This is a genomic window from Vreelandella indica (assembly GCF_037070225.1).
In the GTDB taxonomy this organism is placed as follows: domain Bacteria; phylum Pseudomonadota; class Gammaproteobacteria; order Pseudomonadales; family Halomonadaceae; genus Vreelandella; species Vreelandella arctica.
Map to the genome: position 1 here is coordinate 86,278 of NZ_JBANSO010000005.1, position 13,136 is coordinate 99,413.

Annotated in this window: 9 protein-coding genes; all 9 read right to left on the reverse strand. The window is 56.6% G+C overall.

Annotated features, from left to right (window positions below; genetic code table 11):
- Window positions 1-3: 3 nt before the first annotated feature.
- The 9 genes from V8L71_RS04875 to pilM all read right to left on the reverse strand — a co-directional run bounded on the left by V8L71_RS04875 (window position 4) and on the right by pilM (window position 13,048).
- Window positions 4-1,422, reverse strand: coding sequence for an FAD-dependent oxidoreductase (locus tag V8L71_RS04875; RefSeq protein ID WP_035564444.1), 1,419 nt, complete (start codon window positions 1,420-1,422; stop codon window positions 4-6).
- A 36-nt stretch (window positions 1,423-1,458) separates the two neighbouring features.
- Window positions 1,459-5,901, reverse strand: coding sequence for a glutamate synthase large subunit (gene gltB, locus V8L71_RS04880; RefSeq protein ID WP_336273345.1), 4,443 nt, complete (start codon window positions 5,899-5,901; stop codon window positions 1,459-1,461).
- Between the two features lie 493 nt (window positions 5,902-6,394).
- Window positions 6,395-7,501 carry a 3-dehydroquinate synthase gene (aroB, locus tag V8L71_RS04885; protein WP_336273346.1) on the reverse strand — a complete coding sequence of 369 codons (1,107 nt, stop codon included), beginning with the start codon at window positions 7,499-7,501 and terminating at the stop codon, window positions 6,395-6,397.
- Complete coding sequence (aroK, locus tag V8L71_RS04890) at window positions 7,498-8,085, reverse strand: shikimate kinase AroK (RefSeq protein ID WP_008958864.1); 588 nt, start codon at window positions 8,083-8,085, stop codon at window positions 7,498-7,500. Before aroK ends, aroB begins: the two co-directional genes overlap by 4 nt.
- The gene (locus V8L71_RS04895) at window positions 8,085-10,169 is read right to left on the reverse strand and encodes a type IV pilus secretin PilQ (RefSeq protein ID WP_336273347.1); all 2,085 of its coding nucleotides are present in this window, start codon (window positions 10,167-10,169) and stop codon (window positions 8,085-8,087) included. Before V8L71_RS04895 ends, aroK begins: the two co-directional genes overlap by 1 nt.
- Window positions 10,170-10,183: 14 nt before the next feature.
- The gene (locus tag V8L71_RS04900; RefSeq protein ID WP_336273348.1) at window positions 10,184-10,720 is read right to left on the reverse strand and encodes a pilus assembly protein PilP; all 537 of its coding nucleotides are present in this window, start codon (window positions 10,718-10,720) and stop codon (window positions 10,184-10,186) included.
- Entirely contained in the window at window positions 10,717-11,376 is a 660-nt protein-coding gene (locus tag V8L71_RS04905) for a type IV pilus inner membrane component PilO (RefSeq protein WP_336273349.1), read from the reverse strand. The genes V8L71_RS04900 and V8L71_RS04905 overlap by 4 nt, the downstream gene beginning before the upstream one ends.
- Window positions 11,373-11,990: a PilN domain-containing protein gene (locus V8L71_RS04910; protein ID WP_336273350.1), complete on the reverse strand. Its 618-nt coding sequence runs from the start codon at window positions 11,988-11,990 to the stop codon at window positions 11,373-11,375. The genes V8L71_RS04905 and V8L71_RS04910 overlap by 4 nt, the downstream gene beginning before the upstream one ends.
- Window positions 11,987-13,048 (reverse strand): type IV pilus assembly protein PilM, encoded by a 1,062-nt coding sequence (gene pilM, locus V8L71_RS04915; RefSeq protein WP_336273351.1) that lies wholly within the window; start codon window positions 13,046-13,048, stop codon window positions 11,987-11,989. The genes V8L71_RS04910 and pilM overlap by 4 nt, the downstream gene beginning before the upstream one ends.
- Between the last annotated feature and the right edge of the window lie 88 nt (window positions 13,049-13,136).

The window sequence follows — 13,136 nt, forward strand, 5'->3', positions numbered from 1 at the left end:
GCTCTATACGCCCAGGTAGTCCAGAATGCCTTCTGCAGCTTGACGGCCTTCGTAAATCGCCGTGACCACCAAATCAGAGCCGCGCACCATATCGCCACCGGCAAAGATTTTTTCATTGCTGGTTTGGAAGGCGTACTGGCCGTGTTCCGGTGCAGTTACGCGGTCGCGTTCGTCGACTTGGATATTCGAACTGTCGAACCACGGCGCGGGGCTGGCCTGGAAGCCGAAGGCGATAACCACAGCATCCGCCGCAATGATCTCTTCAGAGCCGGGCACCACTTCAGGGCGCTGACGGCCGTTTTCGTCCGGCTCACCCAAGCGTGTGCGCACCACCTTCACGCCTTCGACTTTCTCTTCACCGACGACCGCCACCGGCTGACGGTTGAACAGAAACTCAACGCCCTCTTCACGGGCATTGGAGACTTCACGGCGCGACCCCGGCATGTTGCCTTCGTCACGGCGGTACGCACAGGTCACGCTGGTCGCATTCTGGCGAATGGACGTACGGTTACAGTCCATCGCAGTATCGCCGCCGCCCAGCACGACCACGCGCTTGCCTTCCATGGAGATATAGTCGTTGGGGTCTTTTTCAAAACCCAGGCAACGATTGACGTTGGCAATCAAGAAATCGAGGGCTTTATACACGCCCGGTAGATCTTCGCCAGGGAAACCGCCTTCCATGTATTTATAAGTCCCCATCCCCAGGAATACCGCGTCGTACTCCTGCATCAAGGTTTCAAACTCGATATCGGTGCCGATTTCGGTATTGAGGCGGAACTCGACGCCCATTTCCTCAAACACCGCGCGGCGGCGCTCCATCACGCTTTTCTCGAGCTTGAACTCGGGAATACCAAAGGTCAGCAGGCCACCGATTTCCGGGTACTTGTCGAACACCACCGGCTTGACGCCGTTGCGGGCCAGAATGTCGGCACAGCCCAAGCCCGCAGGGCCAGCACCAATAATGGCGACCTTCTTATCGGTCCAGGTCACGTGGGACATATCCGGACGCCAACCCATGGCGAACGCCGTATCGGTGATGTACTTCTCCACCGAGCCAATAGTTACCGCGCCAAAGCCGTCGTTCAGCGTACAGTCGCCTTCACACAGACGATCCTGCGGGCATACGCGGCCACATACCTCGGGCAGCGAGTTGGTTTTGTGCGACAGCTCTGCAGCTTCGATGATGTTGCCTTCCACCACCAACTGCAGCCAGTTGGGGATGTAGTTATGCACCGGGCACTTCCACTCGCAGTACGGGTTACCGCAATGCAGGCAGCGGTGCGCCTGGCTCGCCGCATCCGTGGGCTTGAACGGTTCGTAAATTTCCGCGAACTCTTTGGCACGGGCTCGGGCATCTTTTTTCTGTGGGTCCTTACGACCCACATCGACAAACTGAAAATCGTTATTTAAACGGTTAGCCATGATCTCTCTCCTGTCAGCGTGAGGGGCATAAGCGAGTTATTGCGGCTGACGCCGAGACTGATCCAGCAAACTACCTAAGCTGGCCGCCTTTGGCTTCACCAGCCAGAAGTGGCGCGCATAGTCGCTGAAGTCTTCCAAAATAGCCGCCCCGCGCGCGGAACCCGTCGCGGCCACATAGGCTTCGATCATTTCACGCAGGTGACGACGATATGCCTCCATGGCCTCTGTGTTAACGCGATGAATCTCGACCAGTTCGTGGTTGTACTTGTCCACGAAGGTGCGCTCTTCATCCAGCACATAGGCAAACCCGCCGGTCATCCCCGCGCCGAAGTTCACGCCGGTCTCACCGAGTACGCAGACCAAACCGCCGGTCATGTATTCGCAGCAATGATCCCCTGCGCCTTCAATGACTGCTGAAGCACCGGAATTACGCACCCCGAAGCGCTCGCCCGCGGTACCGGCGGCGAATAGCGTCCCGCCGGTGGCACCGTAAAGGCAGGTGTTGCCGATGATGGCCGTTTTATGGCTCTCAAACTGGCTGACTTTGGGCGGCACAATCACGATGCTGCCGCCGTTCATGCCCTTGCCGACGTAATCGTTGGCGTCGCCTTCGAGATATAAATTCAAACCACGCGCATTCCACACCCCAAAGCTCTGGCCTGCTACGCCAGTAAAGCGAGCAGTGATCGGTGCCGTTTCCAGGCCTTCTTCACCATAGCGCTTGGCAATCGCGCCAGACGTTAGCGCTGCCACGCTACGGTCGCAGTTGGTGATGGTAAAGTCGAACTCACCGCCCGAGCGATTTTCGATGGCGTCTTTCAGCGCCGCCAGCACTTCCTGGTTTTTAGCACCGGGGTCGTGCGGCACGTTACGGCTAACCTTGCAGTACTGCGGCGCATCTTTAGGTACAAAGTCATTCGCTAGCAGCGGCGTCAGGTCAAGCTTACGCTGAGAAGCGGTATTGCCTTCCAACACTTCCAACAGGTCAGTACGCCCGATCAGATCGGTCAACTTGCGAACGCCCAGCGTCGCCATCAGCTCGCGCACTTCTTCGGCAATAAAGCGGAAGTAGTTTTTGACCATATCCACGGTGCCGCGGAAATGCTCACCGCGTAGGAAGTCATCCTGAGTGGCAACACCGGTAGCACAGTTGTTGAGGTGACAGATACGCAGGTACTTACAGCCCAACGCCACCATCGGCGCGGTGCCAAAACCGAAGCTCTCTGCACCGAGTATCGCCGCTTTAACAACGTCGAGACCGGTTTTTAGGCCGCCATCGGTCTGCAGGCGAATCTTGTCGCGCAGGCCGTTGATACGCAGCGCCTGATGCACTTCAGGAAGCCCCAACTCCCAAGGAGAACCTGCATGCTTGATCGAGGTCAGCGGGCTGGCCGCCGTGCCGCCATCGTAGCCGGACACGGTAATCAAATCCGCATAGGCCTTGGCCACACCGGTGGCGATCGTGCCGATACCCGGCTCAGACACCAGTTTCACCGACACCTGGGCCTCAGGATTGACCTGTTTGAGGTCAAAAATCAGCTGGGCCAAATCCTCGATAGAGTAAATATCGTGGTGCGGTGGCGGAGAAATCAGCGTCACACCGGGCACCGCGTAGCGCAGCCGGGCAATCAACTGATTTACTTTACCGCCGGGCAACTGACCACCTTCGCCGGGTTTAGCGCCCTGGGCAACTTTGATTTGCAGTACTTCTGCATTGACCAGGTACGCCGGGGTAACGCCAAAGCGGCCGGAGGCGATCTGCTTGATTTTCGAGCTACGGATAGTGCCGTAGCGCACCGGGTCTTCACCGCCTTCGCCAGAGTTGGAGCGGCCGCCCGCTTCGTTCATGGCCTGGGCCAGCGCTTCGTGAGCTTCCGGCGAGAGCGCACCCAGTGACATACCCGCGCTGTCAAAACGCGGCAGCAGCTCTTCAACCGGCTCTACTTCCTCCAGCGCAATCGGCGTTTCTGCCGGCTTGAGCTTGAGCAAGTCACGAATGGTGGCCACCGGACGCTCGTTCACCAACTGGGCGAACTTTTTCCACTTGGCGTAGCTGCCTTCCTGAACCGCCGCCTGCAGCGACATCACTACATCGGGGTTATAAGCGTGGTACTCGTGGCCGTGGACATACTTGAACATGCCACCTTGAGAAATCCCTTTACGCGGAATCCAGGCGTCTTTTGCCAGTAGCGCTTGCTGCATCTGAAGCTCGGCAAAACCGGCGCCCTGAATGCGCGACGCCATACCGACAAAGCAGAGATCCATTACTTCATCTGCCAAGCCAACGGCTTCGAACAGCATCGAGCCGCGGTAGGAAGCCAGCGTCGAGATACCCATTTTAGACAGGATCTTGAACAGACCTTTCTGCAGCCCTTTACGGTAATTCTCGCGGCCATCAGCCGGGTTACCGGTTAGCTCGCCCGTACGGTGCATATCCGCCATCACTTGGTAGGCAAGCCACGGATAAACCGCCGTCGCGCCCACGCCAAACAGCACTGCCATTTGGTGAGCATCACGGGCATAGCCCGTTTCCACCACGATATTGGCATTGGGACGCAGCGCCAAACGGCCTAAGTGAGAGTGTACGGCACCCACGGCCAAGGCGGCCTGAATGGGAATCAGCCCTTTCGCCAGCTCGGCATCGGTGAGTACCAGAATGACTTTACCAGCGCGCACCTGTGCTTCGGCCTCTTCACATAGCGCCTTGAGCGCCTGATGAAGGCTCTGCTGCTCAGGATCGTAACCCAGTGACATGGTGTGGCTGGCAAAGGCCGGATCATCCTGGCTGACCAACGCGGTAAATTTGCGTGGCGACAGCACCGGCGTGGTCAAGATCAAGCGATGCGCGTGCTCAGGCGTCGCTTTAAAGACGTTGAGCTCAGCACCACAGCAGGTTTCCAACGACATCACGATCGCTTCACGCAGCGGATCGATCGGCGGGTTGGTGACCTGGGCAAACTTCTGCCGGAAGAAATCCGTCAGCAGGCGCGGACGACTGGAGAGCACCGCCATCGGTGTATCGTCGCCCATGGAGCCAACGGCTTCCTGGCCACTTTCCGCCAGCGGGCGCAGCACTTGGTCGCGCTCTTCAAAGCTCACTTGGAACAGTTTCTGCTGAACGTTGAGCGAATCGGTATCCATGCTCTGGAAACGCGCAAGCTCGGTTAGCGCCGACTCTAAATAATTGGCTTCTTGCTTTAACCAACGCTTATAAGGGTAGGCGGATTTCAGGCGCTCATCGATATCGGTGGTATGCAGCACTTCGCCGGTCTGGGTATCTACGGCAAGCATCTGGCCGGGGCCAACACGGCCTTTGGCGACCACGTCTTCCGGCTTATAGCCGTAAGTGCCCGTTTCCGATGCCAGTGTGATATAGCCATTTTTGGTAATCACCCAGCGCGCCGGGCGCAGGCCGTTACGGTCCAGCATACACACCGCTTGGCGACCGTCGGTCATCACCACGCCCGCCGGGCCATCCCACGGTTCCATGTGCATGGAATTGTATTCGTAGAAAGCACGCAGCTCAGCGTCCATGGTCTCTACGTTCTGCCAGGCGGGCGGCACCATCATACGTACCGCGCGGTGCAGTTCCATGCCACCGGTCAGCAATACTTCCAGCATGTTATCCATACTGGAGGAGTCAGAGCCGGTGGTGTTGACGATTTCGTCCAGCTCGGCGATATCCGGCAGGCGCTCGTTAACGAAGTTGGCTTTACGCGAGTTCGCCCAGCCGCGGTTGGCTTCAATCGTGTTGATTTCACCATTGTGCGCCAACAGCCGGAACGGCTGTGCCAGCGGCCAACGCGGCGCGGTATTGGTAGAGAAGCGCTGGTGGAAAACGCAAATGGCAGTTTCCAGGCGCGGGTCATTCAAGTCGTGATAAAAGGCCGGCAGATCTTCTGGCATCACCAAGCCTTTATAGGAGATGACTTCCGACGATAGCGAGGCGACATAGAAGTCTTCTTCGTCGCGCAGCGCCTGCTCGGCGCGGCGACGGGCCATAAAGAGGTCAACATCGAAGTGCTCACCCAGGCCAGGCTGTACAAAAAGCTGACGAATACGCGGCAGGCAGTCCAGCGCCATGGGGCCACAAACGCTGGGGTCGGTAGGCACATCGCGCCAGCCCAATACGTTGAGGCCGCGCGCTTCAAGCTCGCGGGTTAAGGTATCTCGGGCATTTGCTTCACGGGCGTCATCGTTGGGCAGAAACACCACGCCCACAGCAAAGCGTTCGCCCAATTCAGCGTCAAACGCCTCTTTGGCCAGCGCCTGCATAAAGGGAGTGGGCATTTTAAGTAGCAAGCCACAACCGTCGCCGGTCTTTCCGTCGGCAGCGATACCACCCCGGTGGGTCATGCAGGTCAGTGATTCAATGGCAGTTTTCAGCAAATCGTGGCTAGCCTGGCCTTCCATATGGGCAATCAGGCCAAAACCACAGTTATCGCGAAACTCGCCAGGCTGGTGAAGACCTCTATTCATGGGCGTGCCTCTACTAGTCAACGTATTTTTTTAGCAGCGTGCTTATGGTATAAAGGGCGGTTTTGCTTTTTTTATGATGCTTATAACCTGCCCAGAATGGGGTGTTTCCCACGTTCGCTGCCGCAAGAAAATGGCCGGTCAGCATAGCGATTAGCGCCCACGTTGCGCAATCATCTGGTGCTTATAACGTTAGAGAAACTCTTTTCAAATCCTGTATTTGCACTCTCATTCAAGAAAAAAATACATATACTTCAAAGGCTTGTAACGAAAAGAAACGCCACTTTAGGACTCTTTATTTTCCATTAGACTTTAGTCTTATTCACGGAAAACCACCCATGCCGATAGCGCATAAGGCATGCGGATTATTGAAAACGTAGCACCCGGGTTAAGTTTACAGACAGCTTTCTCAGCGCAAAGAAACTGTCAAAACTGCCCCGCTAGGGAGCAGCTTTGCCGGGAAGGAGAAAGTAATAGAAAGGAATTGATAGGCCACTTAGCGGCGCGGATAGTCATCCAGCAGCGTGCGGAGAACATCAACGGGCGTGGCATCGCTAACGCAGGCATCGCCCAGGGCGTTAAGTAGCACCAGACGCAACCGCGTATCGATATTTTTCTTATCCAACCGCATACGAGCTAAAAAGTCTTCACTCGCCATGTTGGCCGGTGCTGCTAACGGCAACTCGGCGCTCTCGATTACCGCCAGGCTACGCGCTAGGGCTGCTTCATCGATCCAACCCAGCCGGTTTGAGAGCGTAGCCGCCATGGCCATGCCCGCACCTACGGCTTCGCCGTGCAGCCAATTGCCGTAGCCCTGGTGGGCTTCAATGGCGTGGCCGAACGTGTGCCCCAGGTTGAGCAGCGCACGCACTCCTTGCTCGGTTTCGTCTTCGGCAACGATATCTGCCTTGATTTGGCAACTGCGCGCAATGGCTTCGGCGACTATTTCCGGTTCTACGTCGAGTAGCGCAGGCATATTGACTTCCAGCCAGCTTAAAAACGCTTCATCACGGATAAAACCGTACTTGATAACCTCGGCAAGGCCAGCGGAAAGCTCGCGACGCGGCAGACTCTTCAGCGTATCAATATCCACCAGCACGGCTTTGGGCTGCCAGAAGGCACCAATCATATTCTTACCCAGCGGATGGTTAACGCCGGTCTTGCCCCCTACCGACGAATCCACCTGGGAAAGTAGCGTGGTGGGAACCTGGATAAACGCCACGCCGCGCTGATAGGAAGCGGCGGCATAGCCGACCATATCGCCAATCACCCCGCCCCCTAAGGCGATCAGGGTACAGCGGCGATTAAAACCAGCTTCAAGCAGCGCATCCCAAATCCGGCTGACCTGCTCAATGGTTTTGTACTGTTCGCCATCAGGCAGCACGACTGTGCGCACATCTAAATGCGCCGGCAGGCTAGCACAGAGTTTTTCCAGGTAGAGCGGCGCGATAGTCTCGTTGGTGACCACCATTACCTGATTTCCCGCCAGGTAAGGCGTCAATGTATCCGCTTGACCGATCAGCCCGGTGCCAATATGAATCGGGTAGCTACGCTCATCTAAAGCAACCTGAAGTGTGCGTTGCGCGCTGGCGGTCGAGGTCATTGCGATACCTTATTATGGTTAAGCGGTCCAGCCGAATGAGGCGAAGAGGAGGGTTCAAGCGGGTCCACCAACCGATGCACCCGGCGCAGGATCTCATTCACCACCGCCCGCGGGCTGCGCCGGTCGGTGCGCACAGCAATATCCGAAGTGGCACGATAGAGCGGGTCGCGCTGAGCAAACATGTCATTGAGTACCTGTTCGCGGTTAGCGCACTGTAGCAACGGCCGATTGCGATCTTTCGCCGTCCGCTTTAGCTGCTGGTCGACGGTGGTCAACAGATACACCACGGTGCCGCGCTCGCGCAGTGCGCGGCGATTCTCTTCGCGCAGCACCGCCCCACCGCCGGTAGCGACAACCACGGGGGAAAGACGGGTTAACTCATCAATCATATGGATTTCGCGCAGCCGAAAGCCCTGCTCGCCTTCAACATCGAAAATCCACGGAATATCCGCCCCGCAGCGGTCTTGAATGGCGTGGTCACTGTCAAAAAATTGGCGCGAAAGCTCCGCCGCCAATAGGCGGCCAATGGTGCTTTTGCCGGCCCCCATGGGGCCTATGAGAAATAAATTGGGTAAATCCTGCATCAGCGAACCGTTAAGCCATCGTCTAGGAGTCGTGGAGTAATAAAGACTAACAACTCTACCTTCTCATTGCTCTCTTCGGTATAGCGAAACAGTCTACCCAGCAAAGGAATATCACCCAATAGCGGTGTTTTAGCAATTTGACGCAGCTCTTCGGTGGTTAAAATACCGCCTAACACCACTGTTTGGCCGTTATCGACCAGCACTTGGGTCTCAATCTGATTGGTATCAATTGGTGGTTCGCCGCCAAATTCTGATTCACGGAAGCTATCATTTTTGATGACCAGATCCATGATGATCCGGTTATCCGGGGTAATCTGCGGGGTAACTTCCAGCGAGAGCTCAGCTTCTTTGAACTCGGTATCCGGATTGTCGTTGCCATCCACACTCTGGAAGGCGCGCTCTTCACCCTGACTAATACGGGCAGTGCGCTGATTGGCGGTAATGATACGGGGCTGAGAAATGGTCTGGCTCTTGCCTTCGCTCTCCAGCGCACGCAGCTCCAAATCCAATAAGATATCGCCAGATAAATAGCCGAAACTAAAGCCGGTCCCTGGCCCCGTAGCGGCGCCTAAATCGACGGCCAAACCGCCTTGAGCACGGTTGATGCCATTAGGATTGATATCACGCCGAGTGAAATTGCCATCTTCACCTTCTTGAAAACCGCGTGTGCTCGACATCCCCCAGTTAATACCCAATTCGCGTGAAGCAGTGTCGCGAGCGATGACAATGCGCGCTTCTATCTGCACCTGGCGAACGGCGACGTCCAAACGGTCGATGGTGCGTACGATATCGCGCACCTGATCGGCGGTATCCTGCACCAGCAGCGTATTGGTGCGATTATCAATACTGACACGGCCGCGCTCGGTGAGCAGCCCAAAGCCATCGTCGTCACCGCCACGCAGCAGCAGGGCCAAATCCTCAGCCCTGGCATACTTGATCTCGATAAACTCAGTCACCAGCGGGGAAAGGGTTTCACGCTGGTTACGCGCCTCTAGCTCTTGGCGCTCTAGCTCAGCCAGCTCACTGGCGGGCGCCACCACAATCACATTGCCCTGTTCACGGCTTGATAGACCCTGGCTTTGCAGAATCAGTGCGAGCGCCTGATCCCAAGGGACATCGTTTAAGTTGAGCGTCACACGGCCGGTGACGCTGTCACTGGCAACCAAGTTCAGCCCGGTAAATTCAGCCAGCGTCGCTAGCACTGAACGCACTTCGATATCCTGGAAATTAAGGCTCAAGCGTTCGCCATTGAAGCGCTCGCCTGTCGCCTGAGAGGGCTGTGACTCCTGGCTGGCGGGCTGCACTTCCACTGTCAGCGTGCGGCCACTTTGCGAAGAGATCATCGCATAAGCGCCCTGGGTGGCGATGGCTAACTGGGTGTCGCCCTGGTTGGCGCGGGGCGTAATCCGGGTGATCGGCGTGGCAAAGTCGGTGACGTCGTAGACCTGATTAAGCGAATCCGGAATCGCCACATCGCGCAGGTCAACCAGCACTTGGTCAGAGCCGCCTTCTCGGACGTTCGCCTCAACCCCTTCGCGGTCAAAGGTAACCAACAAGCGACCAGCACCATCGGCACCACGACGAAAGTCGATATTTTCAATTTGTGGCCCTTCGTCGGTTTCTAGCCCCGCCGAAGAAACACCGGCTGTGGGCGCGGGCGAAGGGTTGAGCGATGAGGTCGGCGCGGGGGTAGTGCCAGATGCAAAGGTAATACGTAGCAGACCTTCCTGCACGCTGGTCGTAAATGCCTGTGGTTCGCTGAGATTGACTACCAAGCGCGTGCGGCCATTGCCCTCAAGGGCGGTAATTTGTTCGACGCCGTGGTTATTAATGCTCAAACGTCGGGTGGCGAGCCCGCTTTGGGTGTCGGCCAAATCAAACGTGACACGCGGCGGTGATTCCAAACGGTAGCTGCGCAGTTCGGGCACGCCACCAGTGAAGCTAAGATCAACGTTGGCGCCACCATTGTCGGCGGGCTGCACGTCAACACCCGTCAGCACTGACGCTACTGCCAATGAAGGCAACAGTGAAAGTAGTGCAACCATGGCCATTAAAAGGGTGATTCGCCAAGCTGTAACTGCCATGAGCTAATATCCGTTTACTCGTTGTTTTCGTTGATAGCAAGCGACACTTGCCGCTCTTGCCAACCTTCCCGCTGGGTAAAGACACGCTCGGTAACACGAATTTCTTGAGCGCTTATCTGGGCAATGCGTCCATAGTCGGTGCCCATATAGTTACCCTCTTTCACGCTGGTCACATTGCCATCTGGAGAGGCAATCATCGCGACTTGCCGACCCGCCATACGCATCGTACCGACCAAACGCAGCTCCTGCAGAGAAAAGCGCTCTAGTGGCTCAGGGGTACGCTGCGGGTCAGGCGCAAGCGCACCCTCGCTACGACTAGCATCATCCTGAGCTATGGCATCTGGCGGTAAAAAGGGGCTGCGGTCTTCGCTATATAAATAAGCCAAGGTACGACTTTCAGGCAGCGCAACCGCAATGACCGGCGGCTGACCGCCTGGCGACTGACGAATATTGGCTAACGTGCGTTCCAACTGAGTTAACTCGGCATCCGCACAGCCCGTGAGCAGCGCCACACTAACCATCATTCCTATGAGCTTAGCTGTACGCGTCATAGTGGCTCCGCCCCGTCAGTTGGGGACTGGTCGCCCGGTTCCAGGTAGCGATAAGTGCGGGCCAGTAGCGAAAGGCGCAGCGTGTCGCCACGCTCTTCTACTGGCTCCAAGGTAAAATCGTGCTGGGTCACCATACGGGGTAACGACGCGATATCAGCACTAAAGCGCGCCAGCTGGTGATAGTCACCGCGTACCTGTATATCCAGCGGCTGCTCGACATAATGGGCCTGGGTTAGCGTTGGACGCAGCCGAATCGTTTCAATGGTGAGCCGGTTGTCAACGGCGGCATCGCTAATACTATCGAGCAGTGAAGGGATCTCCGCATCGGTGGGCAGCATTGTGCGCAAACGCGCTATTTGCCCCTCCAGGGTCGCTAACTGCTCGCGCATTTCCGGTAAAAAGGCGGCTTCCGAGGCTTTACTGCGGTATTCGCTCAGCAGCCTAACCTCTGCACGCTGCGCCGCCCTAAAGGCTTCCCGCTGCTCGCTCACAACGAACCACAGCATGACACTCAATGCTGCCAGCAGTGCCAAACAACAGCTCAACACTTTTAGCAGCAATGGCCATCCACCGGCTTCCTTAATATCTAGATCGCGCCAATCGACATCACGCAGGCGCTGCCACTCGATAGCCCACTGCTCGCGATTAAGGCTCATGACGAACCCTCTTCTTCCTCACCCAGTTCTGCCACACCCTGCTCTTCCACATCTTGGGCAACACCTTGCGGCACCGCTACTGTGGTCTGCTCCACGTCAAAACGAAACACGCGACCAGCGCCGTTCTGTTCGCTCTCTACCGCCGATAATGAAGGCACTCCCATCCCTGGCAGCGCTGCAATACGGCGCAGCTGCTCAGAGACCTGTCGTTCACTGCCAGCCACCGCAGTGACACTGACTTGATCGCCGTTTTTCGCTAACCGTTGATAAATAACGCCGTTAGCCACGCTGTTAGCCACATCATTGAACAGTTGCACAGTGTCTGCTTGCTCACTCTGTAACGCCTGAAACACCGCAATCTGCTCACCTAGGCGTGCGGCATCACTGGCGTAGCGTGACACGCCCGCGATATCCGCATTAAGGCGTTCAATATGGTCACTCACATAAGCATTGCGCTGCTGCTGGGCCACCAATTTAAGCTGGTAATAATGGGAGATCAGCAGCCCCAGCGCGACGCCCAGTATCAGCATACCGGCCACGACAACATAAAATTTGCGGGTATTTCGCTCACGCTGCGCTTCCCGCCAGGGCAGCAGGTTAATGTTCATGCTCATTGGCTCACCCGCATTGCCAAGCCACCCGCGGTGAGCATCGCCGGCGCATCATTGGTCAACGCCTGAAGGTTTAAGCGCTTATTGACCCGCATGCGCTGGAAGGGGTTGGCAATGGTCACCGACATACCACTGTCTTCAGCAATCCGTTCGGCAAGCCCAGGAATCACACTCGACCCGCCTGCCAATACAATGTGTTGCACCTCTTGCTGACGTCCGGCGGTGTAGTAAAGCTGCAAAGAGCGGCCCACCTGCTGCACCACGGTTTCCAGGAAAGGATTGAGGACGCGCTCATGGTAATCGTCAGGTAGCCCGCCCCGTTTTTTAGCGAAACCGGCCTCTTCCATGCTCAAGTCATAGCGCTCACGAATCGAGTCAGTAAGCTGGCGGCCACCGAATACGGTGTCGCGGGTATAAACGATATGGCCACCACGGACAACGTGAAAGGCGTTCATATTGGCGCCAATGTCCACCAAGCCAACGCAGGCGGTCGGGTCATTCTCTACCTTTAGCTGGCGGCGCAATTCGGCAAGCGAACGCTCCATGGCAAAGGTTTCCACATCCACTGCCGCGGGCTCTAAGCCAGCGCGCTCTAACGTTTCCGTGAGTTGGGTAACATCCTGCTGACGGCAGGCCACCAGCATGACTTGCTGCTGCTCATCGTCAAAGGGGGCGGGGCCAAGGCATTCAAAGTCGAATGCCACTTCATTGAACGGAAAAGGAATATGGCGGTCGGATTCAGCCACAATGCGCTCTTCAATTTCCTCTTCGCTTAGCCCAATAGGAAAGGTCAACGTTTTGGTAATCGCGGCGCTGGCGGGAACGGCCACTGCTGCTTTGCGGGTAGAGGGTTTGGCATGATCCACGGCGCGGCTCAGTACACTGGCGACGTCATCAATATCGCGAATACGGCGTTCAACCACTGCGCCTTCGCGTAACGGCCTCACCGCGTAGCTTTCTACTTGGTAGTTATCGTGGCACTGTTTTAGCTCAAGCAGCTTTACGGTCGCTGATGTAATATCGACGCCGATCAACCCTTTACCAGATTTCAGAAAGCGCATATTGGGTTCGGCTCCGCCTACTTGTCGCCCGTCTTCACATGTCGTTTGAGGTTACATGATTTTTAGTTAAGTCACACGCGAACCAACT

Bases quoted from the DNA above. Each gene is read 5' to 3' on its own strand.
- V8L71_RS04910 (WP_336273350.1), bottom strand. From the start codon at position 11,990: ATGAGCATGAACATTAACCTGCTGCCCTGGCGGGAAGCGCAGCGTGAG.
- pilM (WP_336273351.1), bottom strand. From the start codon at position 13,048: ATGCGCTTTCTGAAATCTGGTAAAGGGTTGATCGGCGTCGATATTACA.
- aroB (WP_336273346.1), bottom strand. From the start codon at position 7,501: ATGACCTCGACCGCCAGCGCGCAACGCACACTTCAGGTTGCTTTAGAT.
- aroK (WP_008958864.1), bottom strand. From the start codon at position 8,085: ATGCAGGATTTACCCAATTTATTTCTCATAGGCCCCATGGGGGCCGGC.
- V8L71_RS04875 (WP_035564444.1), bottom strand. From the start codon at position 1,422: ATGGCTAACCGTTTAAATAACGATTTTCAGTTTGTCGATGTGGGTCGT.
- V8L71_RS04900 (WP_336273348.1), bottom strand. From the start codon at position 10,720: ATGACGCGTACAGCTAAGCTCATAGGAATGATGGTTAGTGTGGCGCTG.
- gltB (WP_336273345.1), bottom strand. From the start codon at position 5,901: ATGAATAGAGGTCTTCACCAGCCTGGCGAGTTTCGCGATAACTGTGGT.
- V8L71_RS04905 (WP_336273349.1), bottom strand. From the start codon at position 11,376: ATGAGCCTTAATCGCGAGCAGTGGGCTATCGAGTGGCAGCGCCTGCGT.
- V8L71_RS04895 (WP_336273347.1), bottom strand. From the start codon at position 10,169: ATGGCAGTTACAGCTTGGCGAATCACCCTTTTAATGGCCATGGTTGCA.